This window comes from Bordetella tumbae (assembly GCF_965139195.1).
Lineage (GTDB): Bacteria > Pseudomonadota > Gammaproteobacteria > Burkholderiales > Burkholderiaceae_B > Bordetella_A > Bordetella_A tumbae.
Genome location: NZ_CBCSJH010000009.1, coordinates 141,906 through 167,288 on the forward strand (window position 1 = coordinate 141,906; position 25,383 = coordinate 167,288).

Here is a 25,383-nt window from a genome sequence, read left to right on the forward strand (position 1 = left end):
TTACTTGTGTTGAATCGGAACTTCGTCCAGGCGTACCGTGCGGCGTTCGGCCTCGGATAGGTATGCGGCTTCGATCAGCGCCATGGTTTTGACGTTATCGGCGACGGTCAGTGCGGGCTCGGTGCCGCTGGCCAGGGCGTATTGCAGTTGCTCCATCACGCCGATAAAGGCCTGCGGAAACCACATTGAGGACCATTCAGGCGTGACCCATTGCCCTTGAGTCGCCTGTTTCGACGTGTAGGACAGCGTGGAGGGTTGGCCGTGCGGCCAGCCTATGGTGCCCTTGGCCACGCCCTCGGTGCCCTCGACACGCCAATGGATGTATTGGTCGTCGGCATGACCCTCGCCGCGAGGTCCGGCCCAGACGTCTTCCAATGACAAGGCCATGAGTCCGGATGCGAATTGCAGCGTGGTCGTGACGATGCCGTCGTGATGAGGAAATGTCGTGCGAGGGTCGCTGCGGGTCAGGGTAGTGACGTGGGTCGGCTCGCCAAACAAATAGCGCAGCACGTCCAGGTGATGGACGCTCATGTTCGAGAGCGTGAGCCGATCATAGTCAGCTAAGAATCCCTGCCAGTGGGGAATGGCATGCATGTCGATCTGGGCCAGCACCGGGGTGCCGAGCACGCCTTGGTCAAGCAACTGCTTGAGCACGCGCATGGATTGGTCATAGCGCATGTTCTGATTGACCGAGAGCAGTTTGCCGGCGCGTTGCGCCTCATCACGCAATGCGATGGCTTCCGGCAAAGACAGCGCTAATGGTTTCTGTGCCAGGATCGCTTTGACGTTCGGTGCCGCGAGTGCGGCGCGGATCAGTGCGGGTTGCTGATCTGGCGGGAACGCAATATCGACGATATCGACTTCGGGGTCGTTGATGAGCGCGAGGGGGGAGTCATGGATACGCCCGATTTCCCACCGTTGCGCGACGGCCTGGGCTTTGCTCGGCGTGCGCGAGGCAATGGCGACAACTTGAAAACCGGCTTCGCGATAGGCTGCGAGATGGCACTCCGCCATGATCATCCCGGCGCCGATACATCCAATACGGAACTGGCGCTCTCGCACTGGCGGGTCGGGTAGGAGGGTAAGAGGGGGCATGGCGGTCTCCGAGAGCTGGCCGGTCTTGCAAGCCAGGCCAAAGGGCGGACTCGCAGCGGGCGCTTGATTGATCTAATTGGATGTGATTATTGCATCATTTCAATCTTTAAATTACATCAATAAACATCAGAAATAGCCCTTATTGACAGAAAGAAAGCCTTTCGTTTACCGAAATCAAGCCCGTGACAGCCGTGTGCAAGGGCCTCGCAAGGCATGTAGAGGTTGCTCTCTGTTCCGTCTGTACAGAGGATGAACCTTCGGTGGCAGGCGCATTTCTCGATTGAATTACATCATTTTGATTTAATTCAATCAAATTGATGTGATATGATCAATCCATATACCGACTGATGATGACGTTAAGGTGACCACGATGGCGCGAGCCACCATCACGACGATTGCCGAGGCCGCGGGGGTCTCTACTGCCACCGTCGACCGTGTGCTGAATGGACGCGATGGCGTACGCCGCCAGACGCGGGATCACGTCTTGGCAATTGCGCGCAAGCTGGGCCACGGTGCTGAGCTAGGCCAATCCGAAAACACCGCCATGCGGCTCGACTTTGTGCTGCCGGCCGGCGACAACAGCTTTATGGTGTTGTTGCGCCAGCATCTGCAGGCCGAGGCGCAGTGCCGGCCCGACATTCAGGCGAGATTGCATCTGGTCGAGGGCTTTAATGCCGACAAATTGGCGGCGCAGCTCTATCAACTGAAGGGCAATACCGATGGCGTCGGGCTGGTCGGGCTGGACGACCCCCAGGTTCGAGACGCCATCGCGGCATTGCAGGTCAGCGGCATTCCTGTGTGCACCTTGGTGTCGGATATTCCGACGTCATCGCGCATCGGTTATGTGGGTATCGATAATCGCGCGGCGGGGCGTCTGGCTGCCAGCTTGTTGGGACGCTTTTTACCGCCCGGCGCATCGCAGGGGGTGACGGTATTTCTCGGCTCGCTCGCCTATCGTGGACACGAGGAACGCGAAATGGGTTTTCGAGCGCTGCTCACCGAGGAGTTCCCGCATCTGAAGATCGAGCGCATGCTGGAAATCGGCGACGATCGCGCACGCGCCTATGAACTGACTCGGCAGGTGTTGCAGCAGTCCACGCCGGCGGGCATTTATAACGTCGGTGCAGGCAATTCAGGCATTGGCCGCGCTTTGCAAGAGGCCGGCATGCAGCGCCAGGTCGTGTTTGTCGGGCACGATCTGACAACGACCTCGCGGCAGTTTCTGCTGGACCGCACGATGGATGCGGTGATCGACCAAAATCCACGCGTCGAGGCGCGCGAAGCGATCAGCATGCTTGCTGCTGCGGTGCGAGGCTTGTCCGAGCCTACCTATATGCCGCGGCTGCAAGTGATTTTTCGCGAAAACATCCCATCGAGTTGACGCGCCGCAGTCCTTATCCCGCCGACTGGGCTGCGGTGTTGTCGACGGCTGCAGCCGGATAGGCCTTGCCCGCGTCTCGGATAAAGTCACGCACAGCGGTCTCGTAGACCGCACCGCTGCGGATCGCGCCGGAATGCGAGGCGCCCTCGATTTTGATGACGCGTTTCAGGTTGTCGGGGACTTTGACGGCTGCGGCGAAGAGTTCATCGCTCATGGTGTGCGGCACGACGCGGTCTGCCGTGCCATGCAGAAACAGCATAGGCGTGCTCAGCGTTGCCAGCTTTTCCACGGAGGCAAAGGGCTGTGTCACCAACAGGCTCGCGCCGGGGAGTTTGCCCCATTTCAGCGTGCCCAGCATGGCGGCGATGCTGGTAAAGCTGGATTCGACAATCAGCCCCGCAAAGGCAGGCATGTCGGGACGCGAAGCCAGGTCGATCGCAATCGCGCCGCCCAGACTATGGCCATAGACAAAGCGTTTGGCCGGGTCAGGCTGGCGGCGGGCGAGCTCGCGTAACGCTGCTGAGGCGTCCTCGATAGCGGAGTCTTCCGATGGCAGTCGTGGCGTCGATTGACCAAAGCCGCGGTAGTCGATGGCGAGCACCGAATAGCCCATGCGGGTCCAGCCGGACATGCGAAAGGCGCTGCCATTCAGATTCCAGCGCGCGCCGTGCAGATAGAGCACTGTCGGGGCCGACGTGTTCGGGTGTTGCCAATACCAGGCATGGACTTTGTCGCCGCCGCCCAGCGTCAGGTCAAAGACCTTTGTGCCGGTGGGCGGTTCGCTCCACCAGCGTTGCGGTTCGGGCTCGGGAGAAAAAATCGCTTGCCGTTGCCAGGCATCGAGTTGCGTGCAACCCACCACGCTGGCACAAGCCAGCAGACCGACGACGATAAGACGCCGTAAAGAGAATCGCGGCAGCAAAGACATAAGCAAGATAGCCACAATCGCTGCGGCCGAATACGGAATGCGTTGTCGATCATACACTGCGTTGCGTCATCGAGGCGCGAGCCGGCGGCGCAGCGCAATAGGCGATGTACATGCCGCAGAGGTGACGAGCTGCGGACGAGGTCGACGGTCGCCGAACAGACCGTTATCAGATCATGTCTTGCACAATGGGATATAGCGATGCGACCAGCAGCAAGGCCATGCCGATATTGAACATACGTATCGCGTGGGGGCGATGCAGCAGTTTTTGCAAGGCGGCGCCAAAGGCGACCCAGACGCCCAGGCTGGGCAAGTTGACCAGACAGCACACCAGGGCTGCAAGCATCAGGTTCCAATAGAACCCCGTTTGCGGGGTATATGTGACGATGATGCCCACCGTCATGATCCATGCTTTCGGATTGACCCATTGGAACAAGGCGGCCTGCAGAAAGCTGAAGGGCCGGCTGCGCTGCTGACCGCTTTCCAGAGGGCCGGACTGGGCAATTTTCCAAGCCAGGTAAAGCAGGTAGGCTGCGCCGACGTACTTCAAGGCGGTATAGAGCCAGGGGAACTGATGAAATACGGTGTCCAGGCCGAGCCCCACCAGGACCAGCATGAGCGTGAACCCCAGGTTCACCCCCAGCATATGGGGAATCGTGCGGCGAAAGCCAAAGTTCAGGCCCGACGAGGCCAGCATGATGTTATTCGGCCCGGGCGTGATGGAGGTGACCAGAGCGAACAGCGATAGCGGGCCCAGCAAAAGCCAGAGTTGTTCGCTAGAGGGCATGGCGGTTGCGAGAGACATGATGAATCGAGGGCGATGACAATGACTGAGTGCTAGGTGCTAAGGCGCTTTTTTCACAATGGCACGGCGACCGCCTGCAATGATGGCAATGACGGCCAGCGCAAACACGAAAGTCATCGGTTCGACCTGCTCATGAAATAGCCATGCAGCGGCCAATACGGTCAAAAAGGGCTGCAACAGTTGTACCTGCCCGACGCGCGCGATACCGCCTATCGCCAGGCCTCGATACCACGCGAAAAACCCCAGGAACATCGACCCGAACGCCAGATAGGCAAATGCGCCGAGCACGCCCGTGTCGGGCCAGCCGCGGGTCGTGATCAGGTCCATGCCCATCCAGATGACAGGCCCGGCCAGGATAGGTGCGCTGATGACCAGCGCCCAACAAATCGTACGTGCGCCACCCAGGGTACGCGAGGCCCGGGCACCCTCGGCGTACCCCATGCCGCCGAGGATGACAGCCAGCAACAGCCACAGATCCCCCGTCTGCAGGCTGCCATGGCCTTGGCGCAAGGCATAAGTCATGACCAGGACGGCCCCTGCGCCGGCCCAGCCCCAGAATGCGCCCGACGGGCGTTCGCCGCTGCGCCACGCCGCAAAAATGGCTGTGCAAAGCGGCAATAATCCATTAAAGACCGCGCCGTGCGAGGACGACACGGAGGCCATGGCCAGTGTCGAGGTCAACGGCCACCCGACAACGATGCCCACGGCGGCCAGGATCACGCCGGGCCACTCGTCGCGATTCGGGAGCCGGCTGCGGCCCAGCCACAGCAGCAGCGCGGCCGGTACGGACGCCAGCAGTGCGCGTCCCAGGCCGATCAACAGCGGCGACATCTCGGCCACGGCGATCCGTGTCATGGGCAGCGTGAGAGAAAACACCAATACTCCGACCAGGCCATAGCTATAGCCCTCCCAGAGTGGCGAAGCAGCGGGGGCGGGCACAGCATAAGTGGTCGGTCGCGACATGATTTCAGCAGGCGAGGGTGATCGTTGTGATTTCCCACACTCTACGCAAAGAAAGCGGTACAGTACCTATACACTTTTTCAGTTCACTTTGATGTCTGGCCTGGTAAAACAACCATGACAGTTGAAATATCCTCTCCATCCTCCAACTGGCGGCCGGTGCGTCAGGCCGATGCCACGCTGGTGGCCCAGTTGGCCGACGACGTTGCCCGCCGTATTGATGACCAGGGTCTGCGCCCCGGAACCCGGTTGCCGTCCATTCGCACGATGGCCGAGCAGACTGGCGTCAGCCGATTCACGGTCGTCGAGGCCTACGATCGCCTGGTCGCGCGCGGTCTGGTGCAGTCGCGCCGCGGAGCAGGCTTTTTTGTGCGCGCGCGCCGCGAGCCGCTGATTGCCGAGCAGGCTGCCAAGCCAGATCCCTTGGCGCCGCCGGTCCGTATTGACGTAACGTGGTTGCTGCGCAGTATGTTTCGCGAGCCGACGGCCTCGTCCATGCCCGGTGGCGCGGGGCTGTTGCCCGCAGATTGGCTGGACCCTGACATGGTGTCGGCTGCCGTGCGCGCGGTGGGGCGTTCTGTGCGTGGCAATCTGGTGTCCTATGGTTCGCCGCAGGGGTACGCCCCGCTGCGTCAGCAGTTGGCGTCGCGTCTACAGGCCGAGGGCGTGCCGGCTCATCCCGAACATAATTTGCTGACGACCAACGGCGTCACGCATGGCCTGGATCTGGTCGGCCGGCATTTCGTGCAACCAGGAGATGCCGTACTGGTCGAGGACCCCGCCTGGTTCGTGATTTTTGGGCGCTTGGCGGCGTTTGGCGCGCGCTTGATCGGGGTGCCGCGGGGGCCGGATGGCCCGGATCTGGAACAACTGGACAGGCTCGCCGCGCTGCATAAGCCGCGTCTATTCATCACCAATACGACGGTGCACAATCCGACCGGTCATACCCTGTCGGCGGGCGCTGCATACGATATTTTGCGCCTGGCCGAGCGGCACGATTTTTGGGTGGTCGAGGACGATACGTATGGGGAATTACATCCCGGCGGCGCCGTCAAATTGGCGTCGTTGGACCGTCTGAATCGCGTCATTCTGGCGGGCGGCTTTTCCAAGATGCTGGCGGCCAGCTTGCGCGTGGGTTACCTGGCGGCCAATGCCGAGGTGTTGCGCAGACTGGGGGATCTGAAAATGCTGGCGGGCCTGACTACGCCGGAATTGGGCGAGCGGGTGGTGCATCGGGTGTTGATCGAGGGGCAGTATCGGCGGCATGTCGAGCGGGTGCGCGCGCGCGTCAATGCGGCCCGCGAGCAATGTCTGGCTCAACTGACATCGTTGGGAATGACGGTGCCGCATGAGCCGCACGCGGGGATGTTTGTCTGGGCGGATTGCGGGCGTGATGCCGAGGTGCTGGCCCGTACGGCGGCCGATCGAGGTCTGCTGCTGGCGCCTGGCAGCTTGTTTTCGCCTTCTCAGGCACCCTCGACCATGTTGCGGTTTTCGGTTTCGATGGTGGACACGCCGGGAATATGGTCGGCCTTGTCTGAGGTCTTGGCGGCCTAGGCTGGTTGAGACGTCCTATACTGGCTGCTTACAGTGATTGTTTTTTCATTCTAGGTATTTACCCGAGGAAATCTCCATGTCTGACGTCCAGATTCGACCATTGACTGAGCAGTTCGCGGTGGCCCCGCAGTTGTCGCCCGCAGACATGGCAGGCGTGGCTGCCGCGGGTTACAAAAGTGTGATCATCAATCGTCCCGACTATGAGGGTGGCCCCGACCAGCCTACGGCTGCGGATGTGTCCGAGGCGGCGCGCCAGGCGGGATTGGAGGTGGAGTATCAACCCGTGGTTGGCAGTGCGATGACGGCAGATGATGTGGTCCGATTTGCGGAGTTGCTGCGCACGCTGCCCGGCCCGGTGTTGGCGTATTGCCGTACCGGGACGCGTTGCACGAATTTGTTCGTTGCCTCGCAGCAGCTTCCTTGATCGGCATCAAATATTGCGGAAAGCCCGCAATGTTGCGGGCGGCGTTTTCCGGTAGCATGACATTTCCTACTAGCAGACAGGAGCAGGCATTATGTTCAAGAAAGTCTTGATTCCTACCGACGGCTCCCCGCTCTCGGCCCAGGCCGCCAATGCGGGTATCTGCTTTGCCCGGTCCGTCGGCGCCGAGGTCGTTGCCCTGCATGTGACACAGCCTTTTGCTGCCACCATCGGGTTTGATGGGATGGCTGCGGCCTATGCCATTACTGACGAAGACTACGAGAAAGCGTCGGCGGAGCAGGCGGAAAAGTATTTGAAGCAAATCCTCGCGCGGGCGGAGACGGCCGGTGTGAAGGCGGATTCGCGCGCGGTGTCCAATTTCAATGTGGCCGATGGGATTGTGCAGGCGGCTACCGAGAATGGATGCGATTTGATTTTTATTGGCAGCCACGGGCGTAGCGGGTTGTCGCGCTTGTTGTTGGGGAGCGTGACGGCGAAGGTGTTGTCGTTGGCTACCAGTGCTGTGCTGGTTTATCGCGTTAAAGAAGAAAAGAAGAAATAGCTAGGGGCTTTGCGCTGTTCATGGGTTGAAAACGGCGTCTCTCTTCTGGGGCGCGGGTCGACGGGCGGCGTGGGACCGTTTTTTTTAGGCCGGATGGGTTTTTGCTGGCGAGCGGGTGGCGTTCTTTTGGCGCCGTCGTCGCGAGTTTTTTTGCCAGGCTGCTTTGGGTTTCTCCTGTCGATTTTTGATTTCCAACGGTTCTTGTTTGGTGCGCTGCTCGCTGTGGTTTGGCGCGTCTTGACGCGCCGTTTTGCAAACCTATTGCAAGGATAGGGCTATAGGGGGTGGGCGTTATTTTGTGGGCGTAATATGCTTTGAGCGCAGTTCTATGACTGCGCTGCATCACTGGATTGAATTCACCAGGAAAGGCTATGACTCGCAAAACGCGCATCGATCAATATCGCAATATCGGTATCAGTGCCCATATCGACGCGGGCAAGACCACGACGACTGAGCGCATTCTGTTCTATACCGGGATCACCCATAAATTGGGCGAGGTGCATAACGGCGCCGCGGTGATGGACTGGATGGAGCAGGAGCAAGAGCGCGGTATTACGATCACGTCGGCGGCGACGACGGCGTTTTGGCGTGGGATGGCAGGGAATTATCCTGAACATCGCATCAATATCATTGACACCCCGGGGCACGTCGATTTCACGATCGAGGTCGAGCGCTCGATGCGAGTGCTGGATGGCGCTTGTATGGTGTACGACGCGGTGGGCGGTGTGCAGCCGCAATCGGAGACGGTGTGGCGGCAGGCGAATAAATATGCCGTGCCGCGTATTGCGTTCGTCAACAAGATGGATCGCATCGGCGCGGATTTCTTTCGGGTGCAGAAGCAGATCGTTGATCGCCTGAAGGGCGATGCGGTGCCGATTCAGATCCCGGTAGGGGCCGAGGATCATTTCCAGGGCGTGGTGGATCTGGTCAAGATGAAGTCCATCATCTGGGATGACGAGAGCCAGGGCGTGCGGTTCGAGTATCGCGATATTCCGGATGAGCTGCAGGATGTGGCGCGCCGATGGCATGACCATATGGTTGAAAAGGCGGCCGAGGCGGATGAGGAACTGCTGGAAAAATATCTCTCGGGCGAGACTTTGTCCGAGGACGATATCAAGCGTGGATTGCGCAAGCGTACGATTGCCAATGAAATCGTGCCGATGCTGTGCGGCAGCGCCTTTAAGAATAAAGGTGTGCAGGCCATGCTGGATGCGGTGATCGATTATCTGCCGTCGCCTGTGGATGTGCCCGCCATCAAGGGGCACGATGAGAAAGACCGCGAAATCGAACGCCATCCGGATGACAAGGAGCCGTTTTCGGCCTTGGCATTCAAGATCATGACCGATCCGTTCGTGGGTCAGCTGGTGTTTTTCCGGGTGTATTCGGGGGTCGTTAAATCCGGGGATTCGGTGTTGAATCCGCTCAAGGGCAAAAAGGAACGGCTGGGGCGTCTGTTGCAGATGCACGCCAACGAACGGCGCGAGATCAGCGAGGTGTATGCGGGCGATATCGCCGCAGCGGTGGGGATCAAAGAGGTCACCACAGGCGACACGCTGACTGATCCGGCGCATGTGATCATTCTGGAGCGAATGACGTTCCCCGAGCCGGTGATTTCTCAGGCGGTCGAGCCCAAGACCAAAGCCGATCAGGAAAAGATGGGCGTGGCGTTGAATCGATTGGCGCAGGAGGATCCTTCTTTCCGGGTGCGTTCGGATGAGGAATCCGGCCAGACGATTATTTCCGGCATGGGAGAACTGCACCTGGAGATCTTGGTCGACCGCATGAAGCGCGAGTTCGGGGTCGAGGCCACGGTCGGGAAGCCGCAGGTGGCGTACCGCGAAACCATACGCAAAACCTGCGACGCGGTCGAGGGCAAGTTCGTGAAGCAATCGGGCGGGCGCGGCCAATATGGTCACGTGGTGCTGAAGCTCGAGCCCCAGGAGCCTGGCAAAGGTTATGAGTTCGTCGACGCGATCAAGGGCGGTGTGGTGCCGCGTGAATATATTCCGGCGGTGGATCGCGGGGTGCGCGAGAGTTTGAATGCCGGGGTGTTGGCGGGCTATCCGGTGGTGGATATCAAGGTCACTCTGGTGTTCGGTTCGTACCACGATGTCGACTCGAACGAAAACGCATTCCGGATGGCTGCATCGATGGCGTTCAAGGAAGGCATGCAGCGCGCCAAGCCGGTGCTGTTGGAGCCCATGATGCAAGTCGAGGTCGAGACGCCGGAGGAGTTCACCGGGCACGTGATGGGAGATTTGTCGTCGCGTCGCGGGATGGTGCAGGGGATGGAGGACATCGCGGGCGGGGGTGGCAAACTCGTACGCGCCGAGGTGCCGTTATCCGAGATGTTTGGCTATTCCACGTCGCTGCGTTCGCTGACGCAGGGGCGGGCGACTTATACGATGGAATTCAAGCACTATGCCGAGACGCCTAACCAGGTGGCGGAGCAGGTTATTGCTGCGCATGGTGGGGGGCGTTAAGGAGGGGCGGCTTTTGTGGTGTCTGGAGGGAGCTTGCTGATGTAGGGCGATGCGTGCTGGGCGTTTGCGTGCGTGGCGGACGCTGGTGTGTGGTCGAGGCATTTGCTGATGCCGAGTGTCGCTGTCGAGACGTCCCGGCCGGGTGCCAGGGAAGGCGCACCGCCCCTATCNCNGCGNCTCGGCCCATGAGCAGGGGCCTCGGTCGCCTTCGGCGACTTCCCGCTGTTCAACGGGGCGGCACGCCTTCCTGGCACCCGGCCGGGACTCGCAGTCGTGACTGGCCACGGGTAGTACGCGGACGGATGTTAAGGCCCGCCGCGGGCCGTGGACGGACGGTTTGCTAAGGTTGGCCTTCGGAAGTATGCCGAGGGTCGCGTTTTTCGGAGCTCGCGGAGCGAACGGCTGTTATGGTGGCCAGAGGAGCACGGGTCGGACCGTTGATTTGCTGGGCCCGAGTTAGAGGGAACTGGCGGTAGATCGTGGATGACGAGGTACGAGAGAAGGGATGAACTGCTGCAACAGTCGATCTTGGTCCGCCTCGGGGAGCCGGTGTCAGATCAAGAAGTTCTCTATCGCACTGTTGAAGGCTCGTGGGTTGCCCAGGTTCATGCCGTGTGACGAGCCCACGATGACCTCTTTATGGGCCGAGGGTAGCCACTCTGACAGCGTTTGCAGCACGGCGGGGTAGGGGGCCGGGCTGAGCGCGCCGCCGATCAATAGCAGCGGCATGGCTAGTTTTTGGATTTGTTCGCGGCTCAGCGGGTTGAGCATTTCGGTGGCCTGTCCGCGCAGTGTGGTGGCATTGTCTCGGACCATTTCTTGAAACCAAGGCACCATGCGACGCCATGTGTCGGGGCCGGACACGGTGTCGACAAAGAGCGCCAGGCCGGCATCCAGTTCGCCGTCGTCGATCAGTTTCAGTGAACGCTGCCGAAAGCCGCCACGATCATCTGTGGACGGGTTGGGGGCCAGCGGCCCCGGATCCGCGAGTGTCAGCGTTCGGACGCGCCTGGGTTCACGCAGGGCGGCTTCGAGGGTGACACGGGCGCCACGAGAGTGGCCGACGACATGCGCTGCGCCTTCGCCGACTGTCTCGATAAAGGCCAGCAGGTCGTCGACGTGTTGATCGACTGAAAAGGGACCTCCGCCCCACTCCTGCGGCCAATAGTGGCGCAGGCTGGGCGCCAGCACGCGAAAGGATCGGCCCAGCGGCCCCATCTGAGATTTCCAATACCGGCAGTCGCACAACGAGCCATGCACCAGCACCAGCGGCGTGCCCTGCCCATGTTCGGTGTAGGTCATCGCGTAATCATTGATATAAGCGGTCTGCAGGGGTAGTTGAGGTTCGGAACGCATGGCGGGCACAGGGGGAATCAAGCTCGTGATTCTAGCGCCCTGGGTGGTTTCAGGTCTTTGCGCGCCAGTCGCTGATACACTCATTGCCCTCGCGCCGTATTGCCGGGCGCGATGTATTCGATCACACGGAATCGCCAAGCATGTCAGCTGAATCTGCCTCTGCTTTACCCGAATCTGCACAGCGTGTGGCCCAATTGCTGCAATCATTGGGCCACGAGCATCCCATCGTCATCCTGCCGCAAACCGGCCGTACCTCGGCAGAGGCCGCCCAGGGCCTGGGTTGCGAGGTCGCTCAAATCGCCAAATCCATCATCTTTCGGCGTCGCTCCGATGATGCACCGGTACTGGTTATCGCCAGCGGCGCCAATCGCGTCGACGAAGCCAAAGTCGCCGAGGTCGTGGGCGAGCTGGGCAAGGCCGATGCGCGGTTTGTGCGAGAGATGACCGGCTACGCCATCGGCGGCGTGTGCCCCATCGGTCATGCGGTCAAACCCGTCATGCTGCTCGATGAGGACCTTTTTCAATACGACACCTTGTGGGCCGCGGCGGGTCATCCGCACGCGGTATTCCGCCTGAGCCCGCAACAGTTGGCCGCCATGACGGGCGCACCCTTGGCCGATGTGGCATTACGTATTCCCGCTGCTGAAAAGGCGCCAGAATGACGGATTGGACCTGGGTCTGGATTCCCGCCACCTTGGCGGCTGCGGCCGCCCAAGCCGGCCGTAACGCGGTGCAACGCAGCCTGACGACTACGCTGGGCACCTTGGGGGCAACGCAAGTTCGGTTCCTCTTCGGATTCCCGTTCGCGCTTCTGTTTCTGGCCATCGTATTTGCCATCGACGGAGGCCCGCTACCAGGCATTCATTCAGAATTCCTGCTCTTTGTCGTCGGCGGCGCCGTCGCGCAGATCGCCGCTACCGGGCTCATGCTCGCCGCCATGCGAGAGCGTTCCTTTGTCGTCGTCACCGCCTGGACCAAAACAGAGCCGATCCAGGTTGCCTTGTTTGGCTTCGTCGTCCTGGGTGATCCGCTATTGATCACAGGCGTGTTGGCCGTCATCCTCGCCACATTAGGCGTCGTCCTGATGTCAGGCAACCCTGCCTCTGCCACCGGCCGTGGCAGCCTGCGCCCGGCATTGCTGGGCCTCGTGTCCGGCGCCTGCTTTGCCCTGTCCGCCATCGGTTTTCGCGGCGCGATTCTGACGCTGGACAGCGGCGGCTTTGTCCTGCAAGCCACTTGGACGCTGGCGTGGTCCCTGGGCATACAGACCTTGATCCTGGCCGTCTGGATGATCCTGTTCAACCGCACCCTGCTCATCGCCTGCATGGCGGCCTGGCGCGCTTCCATCTGGGGTGGCCTGTTGGGTGCTACGGCCTCTCAGGGCTGGTTCATCGGCTTCGCCCTCACCGCCGCCGCGAATGTCCGTACCCTAGGCCTAGTAGAAGTCCTATTCGCCCAAATCCTCTCCCGCCGCGTCTTCTCACACGCCACCAGCCGCCGAGAACTGTTAGGCATCGCCCTGATCATCATCGGCGTCGCAGCGCTACTGATCGCTTCAGCAGGCTAGTAGACAACGCCCTAGGCAATTCACTGCTATGAGTCCCTGTCGGGTGCCGGGCAGCCACGCCGGCCCGTTGAGCGGCGGGCAGTCCCCGAAGGGGACCTCGGCGCCTGGTCTTGCGCCGAGCCGCTGCGATAGGGCCGGCGTGGCTGCCCGGCACCCGACAGGGACGGCTTAATAGAGATCCTCCGTGCCAGCATGAGAATAGCCCCCCATGCCAGCGCAATCCCTCTACTGCAGCAACTGCAACCGATTCTTAGCCGTCCCCGCCGCCTGACTATTAGGATAATTCTTAACAATCCGCTCCAGCGAAGCCTTAGCCCCCGTCCGGTTGTTCAGCTCGATCTGGCTACCAGCAATCACCAGCAACGCATCCGGCGCCCGGGCATCATTAGGCGTCTGCTGCACCAGCTGATTCAGCTCTTCGATAGCGCCCTTATAGTCCTTGATTGCATACCGGCTGCTGCCCAGATAAAACTTGGCCGTCGGTGCCAACTGGCTATTGGGATACAACGCGAGAAACGCGGCGAACGAATCAGCCGCGTCCTGGTATTGCGCCTGGCGGAATTGATCGATCGCGCCATCATAGGCCGACTGCTCGCTGGGATCGCTAGCCGTGGCTCCAGGCGGATTCGCCGAACCGTGGCTTGCCTGCCCGCTAGGCTGCTGGCGCGACACCAATTCCAACTGCTCACGCAACTGCGTGATCTCCTGCTGCATCGCCTGCATCTGATCCGCCAGTTGCAGCCGTGCACGTTGATTTTGTTCGTTTTGTTGTCTTACTTGTTCGCGCAAGTCCAGAATGGCCCGGCGGGCCTCATCGTCGGCAAAAGCCTGGGCAGGGGCAGCGAGGGCTGTGGTAGCCAGAGCGACTGAGATGACCAGGGTACGCAGGGGCAAGACTTTATTGCGCATGAGAAATTCCAGAGTCCAAAAAAACAAAAGCGTCGGAACGGCCGCTTGACCGTTCCNNCNCGCGGCAGAGCTAGTGCGCGAAAAGCTTAGCGCTGATATTCGATATCGGCGCGGCGGTTTTCCGCGAAATCAGCTTCGCTGGAGCCCGTCGAACGGGGTTTTTCCTTGCCGAAGCTGATGGTCTCGATCTGAGCATCCGTGGCGCCCAGCAGCGTCATCATGCGACGCACTGCGTCGGCACGGCGTTGGCCCAAGGCCAGATTGTATTCGGCGCCGCCGCGTTCGTCAGTGTTGCCCTGGAGCTGCACGCGCTGTTGCTGGTGCGAAGCCAGGTAACGGGCGTGGGTTTCCACCAGGCTGCGGTACTGTTCAGGCACCGTGTAGCTGTCGAAATCAAAGTATACCGAGCGTTGTTGCGCCAGGATGCTTTGCGGGTTGAACGGATCCAGGATCTGGCCGGAGGCCGAGCCACCTGTGCCGCTGCCCGTGGTCGAACCAGCGTTTTGGTCATCTAGCGGTACCGAACTGCAAGCTGCCAACGTGGCGGCCAAGGCGGCAATGGTCAAGCTTTTGGCAATGCGCGTCTTCATGATGTTTCCTTTGCAAAGAAGGGTCATGCGTGTTTAGCGGGTAAAAGGGCCCCACGTGGGTTCACGTATTTCCCCGTTCAGTACGGAGAGCGTTTGCCGCACACGTCCATCACTAGATACTCCTGCCAGCACGCTGCGGCCGTTTTGCACTGCAGCGTACAGGATTTGCATGCCATTGGGAGCAAAGCTGGGTGACTGGTCATCACGACCATCGGTCAGCAGGGCTTCGTTGCCAGAGGCCAGTTGTAGTGATGCGATGCGGAACGCGCCGTCGCGTTTGGAAACGTACAGCAGCGTGGAACCGTCGGGGGAAATTCGGGGTGAGATGTTGTAACTACCGTTAAAAGTCAGCCGACGGGCATCGCCTCCGTCGAGGCTGGTTTGATAGATTTGCGGTCCACCGCTGCGATCACTCGTAAAGATAATAGAACGGCCATCCGGCGTAAAGATCGGTTCGGTGTCAATGCCCGGAGAACGCGTTAAACGGCGCATATTCGAGTTTCCGTCAGCACCAACGATGTAAATTTGCGACAAACCATCGCGGGTCAGAGCCACCGCGAGTTTGGATCCATCAGGCGACCAGGCGGGGGCGCTGTTGTTGCCTTTGAAATTTGCAACAGGGATGCGGGCGCTGGTTGCCAGGGTGTGCACATAAACAACAGGTTTGCCCGATTCGAAGCTCACGTAGGCGAGTTTCCCGCCATCAGGCGACCAGGCCGGCGAGATGACCGGCTCGCGCGAGCGCAGGGCGACTTGCGGATTCTGGCCATCGGCATCGGCGATTTGCAGTTCATAGGTGTTGCCACGCTTGAGCACATAGGCAATACGCGTCGAAAACACGCCGCGAACGCCGGTGATCTTCTCGTAAATGCGGTCAGCGATCTGGTGCGCGACGCGACGCAGTTCCTGTTCGCTGCCGGAGAAGGCAACGCCGTCCAATTGGCCTTTCTTGATGGTATCGCCCAGGCGGTAGCGCACGTCGTAGCGGCCATCGGCGCCGCGGGTGATGCTGCCATAGGCCAGGAAATCGGCACCCTTGTTGCGCCAATCGTCATAGTTGACCTGCGAGTCCACGTTCAGCCCGGCGCCGGAGGCGTTGATCAGGCGAAATTGGCCCGTCCGGGTCAAATCGGCGCGAATAACGTCCGCAATAGCGCGGCCGTGCACGTCATCTACCGCGAAATCGGCGATCGCCACTGGATACTGGGTGGCCCCGGTTCCAGAGATATCAACCCGCAATTGGGCGTGAGCGGGCTGCCAGACCAGCAGAGCGATTGCCGTCAGCAGGGTAAATAGCATGCCATAGGCACGCGCAAGCCCCGGGGTCGAGGGGCGGCTGGAGGCGGGAGTCATTATCAGCAATCTCCTGTCAGTCATACATTCTGTACACAACATCAATAACGGACGGATAGGCGCCCGTCGAGGGTTTGGGGAACGGATTGCAGCGCCGGATACCCGTTTCGACCGCACGGTCAAATACGGAGTTGCCCGACGAGCCGGTCAGATTCAAGCCAGTTACCTTGCCGTCTGAACTCAACTGTACCCGGTATTGGGCTGTCGGGTTAGCCGAACCGCTGCGGGCAGGCGTATCAAACACCACGCCGGGGCGTACGCAGGTGCGCACCTTGGCGGCATAGCCGCTGTCATTGCCGCCACCGCCTCGCTGGTTGCGGTCGGCCGTGCCGCCCGGGATACCGGCGGCGCCCAGGGCATCGCCTCGCATGGCGTCGCGCAGGGCTTTGTCGGCGGCTGCCTTTTTCGCAGCGGCTGCTTTTTCTGCTGCCGCTTTCTTTTCTGCTGCGGCTTTCTCTGCCGCGGCCTTCTTCTCGGCAGCGGCTTTTTCTGCTGCGGCCTTCTCTGCGGCGGCCTTTTTCTCGGCGGCAGCCTTTTCTGTGGCCGCTTTTTGTGCGGCCGCTTTTTCTGCTGCTGCTTTCTCTGCCGCGGCTTTTTCTGCTGCCGCCTTTTGAGCGGCGGCCTTTTCAGCGGCTGCTTTCTTGGCCTCTGCGGCTTTTTCGGCTTCCGCTTCTTTGCGCTCTTGTTCCAGGCGTTGCTGTTCTTTCAGCTCGGCTTGTTTGCGTATTTCGTCTTGGCGGGCCTTTTCCGCTGCAGCCTCAGCGGCCAATCGGGCTTTTTCCTCTTGTTCGCGCTTTTTACGCGCGGCCTCGAGCGCGATTTCGGGATCGGGCTGAGGATCAGGTTGGGCCACTGGCGGCGGGGTTTGGGGCTGGGGCTCGGGCTGCGGCTCAGGTTCTGGCTGAGGCGTGGGCTCGGGCTCGGGCTCAGGTTCGGGTTGTGGCTCAGGCGGCTGAGGTTCGGGCGTGACTTTGGGTTCGTCGGGCTGCTCTTCGGGAGGACGGGAATTGGGCGTATCGCCGCTGGCCCATAGTTCTACCTGGACCGGGCCGGGATTTTCGGTATGCCAACTGACACCAAAAATCAGGGCGATCAGCAGCAGCACGTGCGCCAGGATAGCCAGGCCCAGCGCTTTGCGATTGTCTTGCGCGGCGGGAGAGTGCGGCGCGGTGCTGTCGTGTCGAAAGAGAGGCGGGGTCATAAATGATGTGGCAAAGCGGCGCGCACCAGCGCGTCAGCGCCCTCTGGTTTGCTGTGGTGCGGGCTGGGTCGATTGCTGTGCGGCAGCGCCGCCTTGGTCAACCAGCAGGCCCAGGCGCGTCACGCCATTGCTGCGCAATTCGTCCATGACTTTGACCACGGTTTCGTAGGGCACCTTGCCGTCTGCGGCGATGACCACAGGAGTTTCGGCGGTGATTCGTTGACGGACCTGATCGACCAGTTGGTCGCGCGGGATGTCCTGCAGCGTGGCGCCGGCCTCGCGCATGCGCAACGCCAACTGGCCGTCTTCCGAGATCTGGACCTCCAGCGGCGTCGCAGGCACATCCGAGGCCTGGCCCACCGACGGGAGGTTGATCAGGCCGGGGGTGATCAGCGGGGCGGTGACCATGAAGATCACCAGCAGCACCAGCATCACGTCAATGTAGGGCACGACATTGATGTCGGCCTTCATGCGTCGGCCCGCGCGGCCGTTCGACCGTACCGAAGGCATTAGCGCACCTGGCGTTGGAGGATGTTCAGGAATTCATCGACAAAGCTGTCGAAACGAATCGACAGGCGGTCGATATCGTGCGTGTAGCGGTTATAGGCCACGACCGCCGGGATGGCGGCAAACAGACCGATGGCGGTGGCGATCAGCGCTTCGGCAATACCAGGGGCTACCGAGGCCAGCGTGGCCTGCTGCATGTTCGACAAGCCGATGAAAGCGTGCATGATGCCCCACACCGTACCCAGCAGGCCGATATAGGGGCTGACCGAGCCGGCCGAGGCCAGGAAGTTGAGGTGGGACTCCAGCGAGTCCATTTCGCGCTGATATGCAGCACGCATGGCACGGCGCGGGCCATCCAGAATGGTGTTGACGTCGCCGTTGGTGTTGGTGCGGCGCGCTTTCAGGAATTCGGTCATGCCGGCATCGAAGATGCGGGCCAGGGCGCCCTGTTCGTCACGACGGCTGGCGACGGCCTGTTGCAGCATCGACAGATCTCCACCCGACCAGAAATCGTCTTCGAAACGGCGGGTCTGGCTGTGTGCACGTTTGATAGCCAGCCGTTTGGCGAAGATATATGTCCAGGACATGATGGAAATGGCCAGCAGCAGCAACATGATGAGCTGGACGGGGAGGCTGGCGTGCGTGACCAGCGAAATCAACGACATGTCGTTGGAGACTTGCATGGGTTATTCCTGAAGGGATTCCAATTTGGCGCGTACGACGGCAGGTAATGCCGCCGGACGCAGATGCACTGCATCGACACAACAGATTTGGATATTGCCATGCGCGAGCAGTTCCCCGTCGCGTTCCGCACGTTGGTCGAAATGTATCGACGCGCGGCCCACTCGGGTCACTCGGCTGCGTATGGTAATCAAATCGTCCAACCGTGCCGGTTTACGGTATGACATGTCCAGCGAATGGACGACAAACATCCGTGCTTCGTCTGCGACCAATGCCGACTGCTGAACGCCCAGTTCGCGCAGCCATTCGGTGCGTGCGCGTTCCAGGAATTTCAGATAGTTGGCGTAGAACACGACGCCACCCGCATCCGTGTCTTCGTAATAGACACGGATATTAAAGATGGCTTCGGTGAACGTCGATTCAATCACAGTGAGAGAGCAGCCTTATCAGCACGCCTAGCTTGGTGGGCTGGGCAGTCTACAGCGTTTCCAGCTTGTCCAGCACCTTATTCAGGGCCGACTCGACAGGAATTTTTACAGCATCGCTTTCGCGACGGGCCTGCAATTCCACCACACCGTCGTTCAGGCCGCGTTCTCCAACTGTTACGCGCAAAGGGACCCCTATCAGCTCCCATTCAGCGAACATAACCCCTGGCCTGGCGTCACGATCATCCAAAATGACGTCCACGCCACGGGCGCGCAGTTCGTCATAGAGTTTTACGGCCTCGTTACGAACAGTTTCATTTTTACCCCAGCCTACCGGGCAAATCACGACTTCGAACGGGGCGATGGCCCTGGGCCAGAGGATGCCGCGTCCATCGTGATTTTGTTCAATGGCTGCGCCTGCGATTCGGGTGATCCCGATGCCGTAGCAGCCCATTTGCAGGGTGGCGGGCTTGCCGGTCTCGTCCAGGAAGGTCGCCTTGAGTGCGTCGGAGTACTTCGTACCCAAGAAAAAGACGTGTCCTACCTCGATGCCGCGCTGGATCGCCAGATGGCCCACGCCATCGGGCGACGGGTCTCCGGCCACCACGTTGCGCAGGTCAGCGACGATTTCGGGTTCCGGCAGGTCCCGGCCCCAGTTGGCGCCGGTGTAGTGGTAGTCCTCGCGATTGGCGCCGCAGACAAAATCCGCCATGTTGGCGACTGTGCGGTCCGCTACGACGCGTACCGGCAGCGCCGTGCCGATCGGGCCCAGATAGCCGGGTTTGCAGCCAAAATGCTCTACGATTTCGGATTCGGTGGCAAAGCGGAAGTCTGCCAGGCCGGGGATTTTGCCGGCTTTGATTTCGTTGAGTTCGTGGTCGCCACGCAGCATCAGCAGCCAGATCTGAACCTTGCCGGGCTCGGGTTCGGTCGCCAGCACCAGCGATTTGAGGGTGCGCTCCAGGGGCAGCCCCAGCAGTTTGGCGACGTCCTCGCATTTGGCGGCCCCAGGGGTGGGAGTGGCCTCAAGCGTCTGGGCCGGCGCCGCCCGCTCGGCCAGCAGGCAGGGGGCCTCGGCCAATTCGATATTGGCGGCATACTGGGAGTCGGGGTTGTACGCCAGCAGGTCCTCGCCCGTGTCGGCGATGACCTGGAACTCGTGGCTGCGTGTGCCGCCAATCGAGCCCGTATCGGCTGCAACAGCACGGAATTCCAGCCCCAGACGGCTGAAAATGCGCATGTACGCGTCATACATCTTGTCGTAGCTTTGCTGGGCGCTGGCCTCGTCGCGATCGAACGAATACGCATCCTTCATGGTGAATTCCCGGCCACGCATCAGCCCGAAACGGGGGCGGCGCTCGTCTCGGAACTTGGTCTGGATGTGATAGAAATTCAGGGGCAATTGCCGATAGCTGTGGATTTCGTTGCGGGCGATATCGGTAATGACTTCTTCCGAGGTCGGTTGCAGGACGAAATCGCGCTGATGGCGGTCCTTGATGCGCAGCAATTCCGCGCCGTATTGCACCCAGCGGCCGGATTCCTGCCAGAGCTCGGCGGGCTGCACCACGGGCATCAGCAGCTCGATCCCGCCCGCCGCGTTCATTTCGTCGCGGACGATGGCTTCGATTTTGCGGATGACCTTCAGGCCCAGGGGCATATAGGTGTAAATCCCACCCGCTAATTTGCGGATCATGCCGGCCCGGGTCATCAGTTGGTGGCTGACGACTTCGGCTTCGGAGGGGGCTTCTTTCAGCGTGTTGAGATGGTAGGTAGATGCGCGCATAGTTAAAGGTGGCTATGGATACGTATAATCGACTGTAATTGTATTGAATTCGGTGGGGGTGGCCATGCTTGATCGTGAAGGCTACCGTCCCAATGTCGGCATTATTCTCGTCAACAGCAAAAACGAGGTCTTTTGGGGCAAGCGAATCCGGGAACATGCTTGGCAGTTTCCGCAGGGCGGCATCAAATATGGCGAAAGCCCGGTGCAGGCCATGTATCGCGAGCTCCACGAAGAAGTAGGCTTAAAGCCTGAACATGTCCGTATTTTGGGGCGCACACGTGATTGGTTGCGTTATAACGTGCCGGACCATTTCGTCCGGCGAGAGTGGCGAGGGCACTATAAGGGTCAAAAGCAGATCTGGTTTTTGTTGCGTCTAGTGGGGCGCGACTGCGACGTGTGCCTGCGCGCGACGCAGCATCCGGAGTTCGATGCTTGGCGCTGGAGCCAGTATTGGGTGCCTCTGGACGCGGTCATTGAGTTCAAGCGCGAGGTATATACCCTGGCCCTGAACGAGCTCTCGAGCATTTTGTTCCGGCGCCAGCACGAAACCCGCTATCTGCGCCAACGGGTTCATGGCCCGGCACGCGTTGCCGATAGCCTTTCTGCCGACTCAGACGGCCATGCGCATATTGCTGGTTGAAGACGAGCTCGAAATGGCCTCGTGGCTGGTTCGGGCGTTGGCGCAGAGCGGGTTTACCCCCGATCATGCGCCAGACGCTCGCAGCGCCGAGGCCATGATGAGCACTCACGAATACGACGCCATCGTCATGGACCTGCGCTTGCCCGACAAGCACGGGCTGGTGGTGCTGCGCGACATGCGTAATCGTGACGACCGCACGCCCGTACTGTTGCTGACGGCGCAGGGCGCCTTGCAAGACCGGGTGCGTGGGCTCAATCTCGGCGCCGACGATTTCCTGACCAAGCCATTCGCGCTCGAAGAACTCGAGGCTCGTGTCGCGGCCTTGGTGCGGCGCAGCCGGGGGCGCCAGCAGCCACGGCTGCAATGCGGGTCGCTGTCTTATGACGGCGAGAGCCGTGCCTTTACCCTGGACGGTGCTTTGCTACTGCTCACGCCCCGCGAGCACGCCGCCTTGGTGGCGTTGCTGACGCGTAGCGGCTATCCCGTGGACAAGGCCCAGTTGTTCGGCAAGGTATTCACCCAGGACAGCGAGTCCAGTCTGGACGCTATCGAAGTCGTGTTGCATCGGTTGCGCAAAAAACTCGCGGGTAGCGACGTGCGCATTGTGACGGTGCGCGGATTGGGATACATGCTGGAAAGCAGCGTCAGTGAAACTGCCGAGCTCTGACCGGTTTCGCTTGCCGTTGTTCGGCATTCGGACGTTGTTGATCACCCTGTTGCTGCCAGGGGTGATCCTGTTGCTGGTGATCGATAGCTGGAACGATTATCGGACCTTGTCTGCGATCACCAACGAAGCCTACGACAGCGCGCTGCTCGAGCCTGCGCGGGTGTTGGAAAGCAGTATCGAATTTACCGACGCCGGGCAGTTGATCGTGGCCACGCCGGTGTATGCGCAGGTGATCCTCGAGTCCAAGGCGGGGTTGCGGAAATATTTTCGCATCGAGGAAATCTCCCCCCCGCTTCCCGAGGGATCCGAAGTCGTACCGCCCTCTGGCCGGACGCTGGCCGGTATGCCCGAATTGCCTCGCCCTCCCGCTTGGCCCTCCACCCGCGGCGAGCCCATGTTTTTCAACAGCGTCTATCGTGATGATCCGGTTCGCGTGGTAGCCGTGTTGCGCGATTTGTATTATCGCGGCCAGCACCGTCAGGTGTTGGTGCTCGTCGCCGAAAGTATTGGACGGCGGTTGCAGGCTGAGGAGGCCGCCCGGCGCCAGGAGTTATTGCGTGATGCGCGCATGTTGGCGCTGGTTGCCATTCTGGTGTGGTGGGGGGTGGCCTGGTCATTGCGTCCGTTGACCAGGTTGCGCAATGATATCCGTGTTCGCTCGCCAGAAGACATGACGCCGCTGGATGCGGCGCGGGTTCCCAGCGAGGTGATCCCTCTGGTCGAGGCAGTCAACTATCACATCGAACGGCATAGGCGGGTGTTGGATGAGCAGGCCCAATTCCTGGCCGATGCTTCGCATCAGTTGCGCACACCAATGGCGATCATTCTCACGCAGGCGCAATATGCGCTGCGCGAGCCTGATCCCCAACGCGCCCAGGAAGGCCTGCGCGCCATCGTGGATCAATTGGGGCGAACACGGCGCTTGACCGAGCAGTTATTGTCGTTGGCACATGCCAGCCAGGAGGATTCGACACCTCGCCAGCTATTGGATCTGAATGACGTGGCACGCAATGTCGTTTTGCAATATCTGCCGTTGTCACATGAAAAAGGGCAAGATCTGGGTTGGGTGGCGGCTGAGCCCACCGACGCGCCAATCCTCAATGCCCATGCATCGCGTGCCGCAGAAAGCACAGAGGCGTCCGATACCATCGCCGAGATGGGTGAGGCCCGTGATGGGGACGAAAGTGCCTCCGTAGTACCGGTGTTGCCTGTGTTCGGCAGCGAGGCCGAGCTGCATGAGGCGTTATCGAATCTCTTGCACAACGCCATTCATTATGCCCCTGTGGGGGCGCGGATCACCGTATCGGCGGCCTTGGCTGGCGATCGGGCAGAGGTCTCGGTATCCGATAACGGTCCTGGCATTGATGTGGCATCACGCCATCGCGCATTTGCCCGTTTTGACCGTCTGGGTTCCGGGCGCGGTTCGGTTTCATCGGGATCGGGATTGGGATTGTCCATTGCCCGTGCCTATGCGCGCCGCAATGCGGGCGATATCACGTTGCGTGATGGAGAGCCCAATACTCAGGGCGGAGTCGGGTTGGCGGCCGTGTTGTGGCTGCCGTTGGCGATGCCCAGGGACATCTCGTCTGGCGCCGCCAAGGACTAGACCCCCATCTCGCCGGTATTTATCGTCCTGGCATACACCCCGGGCAGTCGTTCCGAAATAAAGTTCAGCAGCGCCCGTACCGCCGGCGACATGCCTCGGCGCGAGGGATAGATGCAGTGCACGATACCCGTGGGCGCACGCCATTCCGGTAACACTTGCACTAACTGGCCTTGCCGTAATGCGTCATAGATTGCCACGCTGGGCAACAGGGCGATTCCGCGGCCACGTACGGCAGCTTCGGTCAGCACGATGAAATCATTGCAGCACAGCCGCGGCTGCACTGACACCTCGACTTCTTCATTGGCGGCATTACGCAGCCGCCAGCGCACGTCGGTTTGAGGGTCGTTAAAGCTCAGCGTCGCGTGCGCGGACAAGTCTTGTGGTGTTTCCGGGGTGCCGTTGCGCTCCAGGTACGCCGGGCTTGCGACCATGGTGCTGCTATCCTCACCCAAATGCTTGACGACCAGTTCCGCGTCGGTGTCCAGCCGCGTACGCACGCGTAACGCGAGATCGACCCCTTCGCGGATCAGGTCGACGCGGCGATTCGTGGCCAACACCTGTACGGACACTGATGGCCAGGTGTCCAGAAATTCCGGCAGCAGTTGCGCCAGCATTTGCTGCGCAATGGAAATGGGACAACTGATGATGACGGGCCCGCAGGGCTGCGATTGCAGCTGGCGCATGGCTTCTTCTGCTGCGCGGGCAGATGCCGTCATTTCGCGGCAATAATGCAGATAACGTTCGCCCGCCAGGGTCAGCCGCAGTCGACGGGTCGTACGTTGCAGCAGTCGCACGCCCAGCGTTTCTTCCAGATGGGCAATGCGCCGCGACAGGCGCGATTTGGGGATATCCAGGGCGCGTGCCGCGGCGCTGAAACCGCCGTGCTCTACCACCTGAGAAAAAAAGTACAGGTCGTTTAAATCTTGCATGGCGGTACCAGGGGCTGGCCTTAGTCTCGCAGACGGGTGATCAGGCTGGACGTGTCCCAGCGGCCGCCGCCGGCGCGCTGCACATCGCCGTAGAACTGATCCACCAGTGCCGTCAAAGGCAGGCGGGCGCCATTGTTGCGGGCTTCGGCCAATACCAGTCCGAGGTCCTTGCGCATCCAATCCACGGCAAAGCCGAAATCGAATTTGTCGTCCACCATGGTGCCGCCGCGGTTTTCCATCTGCCAGCTTTGTGCCGCGCCTTTGCTGATGACATCCAGCACGAGTTTCATGTCCAGATTCGCTGCCTGGCCGAACGCAATGGCCTCCGACAACCCTTGGACGATTCCGGCGATGCAGACCTGGTTCACCATTTTCGCCAATTGACCGGCGCCGGGAGCGCCGACGAGCGTAACGGCACGGCCATAGGCTTGGGCAATGGGCTTGATGATGTCGAAGGCTGCTTGGTCGCCACCGCACATGATGGTCAACACCCCGTTGACGGCCCCGGCCTGGCCACCGGACACCGGGCCATCTACGAATTGCAGGTTCAGTTCGCGAGCCTGTCCGTACAGTTCGCGAGCGACGTCTGCCGATGCTGTGGTGTGATCAACAAAAATCGCACCCGGTGCCATGCCGGCAAAGGCGCCATTGTCACCGAGCACCACGCTGCGCAGGTCGTCGTCGTTGCCCACGCAGGCAAAAACGATTTGTGCGCCAGCGACGGCTTCGCGCGGCGTGGGGGCACTGTTGCCGCCGAATTCCTGCGCCCAGGCTTTTGCCTTGGCTTCGGTGCGGTTGTATACCGTTACTTGGTGGCCGGCTTTTGCCAAATGGCCAGCCATGGGAAGGCCCATGACGCCCAAGCCAAGAAATGCGACTTTCTGGGGTACGACTTTGTCGTAATCCCTGGAACCGATCGATGCCATACCAAATCTCCGGGTTGTTCGTGTCAAAACCTAAAACCTGAACGTTACCGCAAT

The 25,383-nt window shown here is 60.7% G+C and carries 25 protein-coding genes; 10 read left to right on the forward strand and 15 right to left on the reverse strand.

Annotated elements, in window-relative coordinates; translation table 11 throughout:
* Positions 1–1,095, reverse strand: coding sequence for a Gfo/Idh/MocA family protein (locus tag ACNA0J_RS12885; RefSeq protein ID WP_415819249.1), 1,095 nt, complete (start codon positions 1,093–1,095; stop codon positions 1–3).
* Between the two features lie 370 nt (positions 1,096–1,465).
* Here ACNA0J_RS12885 and ACNA0J_RS12890 point away from each other — a divergent pair, with 370 nt between their 5' ends.
* Positions 1,466–2,476, forward strand: a complete 1,011-nt coding sequence (locus ACNA0J_RS12890; protein WP_415819250.1) for a LacI family DNA-binding transcriptional regulator — start codon at positions 1,466–1,468, stop codon at positions 2,474–2,476.
* 13 nt (positions 2,477–2,489) lie between these two features.
* Here ACNA0J_RS12890 and ACNA0J_RS12895 read toward each other — a convergent pair whose 3' ends face one another.
* The 3 genes from ACNA0J_RS12895 to ACNA0J_RS12905 form a co-directional block, all read right to left on the reverse strand.
* Complete coding sequence (locus tag ACNA0J_RS12895) at positions 2,490–3,404, reverse strand: alpha/beta hydrolase (RefSeq protein ID WP_415819251.1); 915 nt, start codon at positions 3,402–3,404, stop codon at positions 2,490–2,492.
* 166 nt (positions 3,405–3,570) lie between these two features.
* Positions 3,571–4,206: a LysE family translocator gene (locus ACNA0J_RS12900; protein ID WP_415819252.1), complete on the reverse strand. Its 636-nt coding sequence runs from the start codon at positions 4,204–4,206 to the stop codon at positions 3,571–3,573.
* Between the two features lie 39 nt (positions 4,207–4,245).
* Positions 4,246–5,169, reverse strand: a complete 924-nt coding sequence (locus ACNA0J_RS12905) for a DMT family transporter (RefSeq protein ID WP_415819253.1) — start codon at positions 5,167–5,169, stop codon at positions 4,246–4,248.
* Positions 5,170–5,325: 156 nt separating this feature from the next.
* Between ACNA0J_RS12905 and ACNA0J_RS12910 the strand changes: the two genes are divergently transcribed.
* The 4 genes from ACNA0J_RS12910 to fusA all read left to right on the forward strand — a co-directional run bounded on the left by ACNA0J_RS12910 (position 5,326) and on the right by fusA (position 10,189).
* Positions 5,326–6,723: an aminotransferase-like domain-containing protein gene (locus ACNA0J_RS12910; RefSeq protein WP_415819291.1), complete on the forward strand. Its 1,398-nt coding sequence runs from the start codon at positions 5,326–5,328 to the stop codon at positions 6,721–6,723.
* Between the two features lie 76 nt (positions 6,724–6,799).
* Positions 6,800–7,147, forward strand: coding sequence for a protein tyrosine phosphatase family protein (locus ACNA0J_RS12915; protein ID WP_415819254.1), 348 nt, complete (start codon positions 6,800–6,802; stop codon positions 7,145–7,147).
* A 91-nt stretch (positions 7,148–7,238) separates the two neighbouring features.
* Positions 7,239–7,706, forward strand: coding sequence for a universal stress protein (locus ACNA0J_RS12920; protein WP_415819255.1), 468 nt, complete (start codon positions 7,239–7,241; stop codon positions 7,704–7,706).
* A gap of 371 nt (positions 7,707–8,077) precedes the next feature.
* On the forward strand, positions 8,078–10,189 hold the full coding sequence (fusA, locus tag ACNA0J_RS12925; protein WP_415819256.1) for an elongation factor G: 2,112 nt from the start codon (positions 8,078–8,080) through the stop codon (positions 10,187–10,189).
* Between the two features lie 552 nt (positions 10,190–10,741).
* Here fusA and ACNA0J_RS12930 read toward each other — a convergent pair.
* On the reverse strand, positions 10,742–11,545 hold the full coding sequence (locus ACNA0J_RS12930; protein ID WP_415819257.1) for an alpha/beta fold hydrolase: 804 nt from the start codon (positions 11,543–11,545) through the stop codon (positions 10,742–10,744).
* Positions 11,546–11,685: 140 nt separating this feature from the next.
* Between ACNA0J_RS12930 and ACNA0J_RS12935 the strand changes: the two genes are divergently transcribed.
* Both ACNA0J_RS12935 and ACNA0J_RS12940 read left to right on the forward strand, forming a co-directional pair.
* Entirely contained in the window at positions 11,686–12,207 is a 522-nt protein-coding gene (locus tag ACNA0J_RS12935; RefSeq protein WP_415819258.1) for a YbaK/EbsC family protein, read from the forward strand.
* On the forward strand, positions 12,204–13,112 hold the full coding sequence (locus ACNA0J_RS12940; protein ID WP_415819259.1) for an EamA family transporter: 909 nt from the start codon (positions 12,204–12,206) through the stop codon (positions 13,110–13,112). Before ACNA0J_RS12935 ends, ACNA0J_RS12940 begins: the two co-directional genes overlap by 4 nt.
* Before the next feature lie 225 nt (positions 13,113–13,337).
* Here the strand turns inward: ACNA0J_RS12940 and ybgF are convergent, their stop codons facing one another.
* The 8 genes from ybgF to ACNA0J_RS12980 form a co-directional block, all read right to left on the reverse strand.
* Positions 13,338–14,021 (reverse strand): tol-pal system protein YbgF, encoded by a 684-nt coding sequence (gene ybgF / locus ACNA0J_RS12945; RefSeq protein ID WP_415819260.1) that lies wholly within the window; start codon positions 14,019–14,021, stop codon positions 13,338–13,340.
* Positions 14,022–14,107: 86 nt separating this feature from the next.
* Positions 14,108–14,611, reverse strand: a complete 504-nt coding sequence (gene pal, locus ACNA0J_RS12950; protein ID WP_415819261.1) for a peptidoglycan-associated lipoprotein Pal — start codon at positions 14,609–14,611, stop codon at positions 14,108–14,110.
* A 33-nt stretch (positions 14,612–14,644) separates the two neighbouring features.
* Positions 14,645–15,964, reverse strand: coding sequence for a Tol-Pal system beta propeller repeat protein TolB (gene tolB / locus ACNA0J_RS12955; RefSeq protein ID WP_415819262.1), 1,320 nt, complete (start codon positions 15,962–15,964; stop codon positions 14,645–14,647).
* 16 nt (positions 15,965–15,980) lie between these two features.
* A complete protein-coding gene (tolA, locus tag ACNA0J_RS12960; RefSeq protein WP_415819263.1) occupies positions 15,981–17,165 on the reverse strand; it encodes a cell envelope integrity protein TolA in 1,185 nt (394 codons plus the stop codon).
* Between the two features lie 33 nt (positions 17,166–17,198).
* Positions 17,199–17,675: a protein TolR gene (tolR, locus tag ACNA0J_RS12965; RefSeq protein ID WP_094819866.1), complete on the reverse strand. Its 477-nt coding sequence runs from the start codon at positions 17,673–17,675 to the stop codon at positions 17,199–17,201.
* Positions 17,675–18,355 carry a protein TolQ gene (gene tolQ, locus ACNA0J_RS12970; protein ID WP_415819264.1) on the reverse strand — a complete coding sequence of 227 codons (681 nt, stop codon included), beginning with the start codon at positions 18,353–18,355 and terminating at the stop codon, positions 17,675–17,677. The genes tolR and tolQ overlap by 1 nt, the downstream gene beginning before the upstream one ends.
* 3 nt (positions 18,356–18,358) lie before the next feature.
* Entirely contained in the window at positions 18,359–18,778 is a 420-nt protein-coding gene (gene ybgC, locus ACNA0J_RS12975; protein WP_415819292.1) for a tol-pal system-associated acyl-CoA thioesterase, read from the reverse strand.
* 52 nt (positions 18,779–18,830) lie between these two features.
* Positions 18,831–20,561: a proline--tRNA ligase gene (locus ACNA0J_RS12980; protein ID WP_415819265.1), complete on the reverse strand. Its 1,731-nt coding sequence runs from the start codon at positions 20,559–20,561 to the stop codon at positions 18,831–18,833.
* 64 nt (positions 20,562–20,625) lie between these two features.
* Here ACNA0J_RS12980 and ACNA0J_RS12985 point away from each other — a divergent pair, with 64 nt between their 5' ends.
* Genes ACNA0J_RS12985 through ACNA0J_RS12995 form a run of 3 tightly spaced genes read left to right on the forward strand, consistent with a single transcriptional unit; the run spans position 20,626 to position 23,474 of the window.
* The gene (locus ACNA0J_RS12985; protein ID WP_094819908.1) at positions 20,626–21,201 is read left to right on the forward strand and encodes an RNA pyrophosphohydrolase; all 576 of its coding nucleotides are present in this window, start codon (positions 20,626–20,628) and stop codon (positions 21,199–21,201) included.
* Positions 21,182–21,868 (forward strand): response regulator, encoded by a 687-nt coding sequence (locus tag ACNA0J_RS12990; RefSeq protein ID WP_415819266.1) that lies wholly within the window; start codon positions 21,182–21,184, stop codon positions 21,866–21,868. Before ACNA0J_RS12985 ends, ACNA0J_RS12990 begins: the two co-directional genes overlap by 20 nt.
* A gap of 16 nt (positions 21,869–21,884) precedes the next feature.
* On the forward strand, positions 21,885–23,474 hold the full coding sequence (locus tag ACNA0J_RS12995; RefSeq protein ID WP_415819293.1) for a sensor histidine kinase: 1,590 nt from the start codon (positions 21,885–21,887) through the stop codon (positions 23,472–23,474).
* Here the strand turns inward: ACNA0J_RS12995 and ACNA0J_RS13000 are convergent.
* The gene (locus ACNA0J_RS13000) at positions 23,471–24,403 is read right to left on the reverse strand and encodes a LysR family transcriptional regulator (RefSeq protein WP_415819267.1); all 933 of its coding nucleotides are present in this window, start codon (positions 24,401–24,403) and stop codon (positions 23,471–23,473) included. The genes ACNA0J_RS12995 and ACNA0J_RS13000 overlap by 4 nt on opposite strands.
* Positions 24,404–24,423: 20 nt before the next feature.
* A complete protein-coding gene (locus ACNA0J_RS13005; protein ID WP_415819268.1) occupies positions 24,424–25,329 on the reverse strand; it encodes an NAD(P)-dependent oxidoreductase in 906 nt (301 codons plus the stop codon).
* Positions 25,330–25,383: the final 54 nt, after the last annotated feature.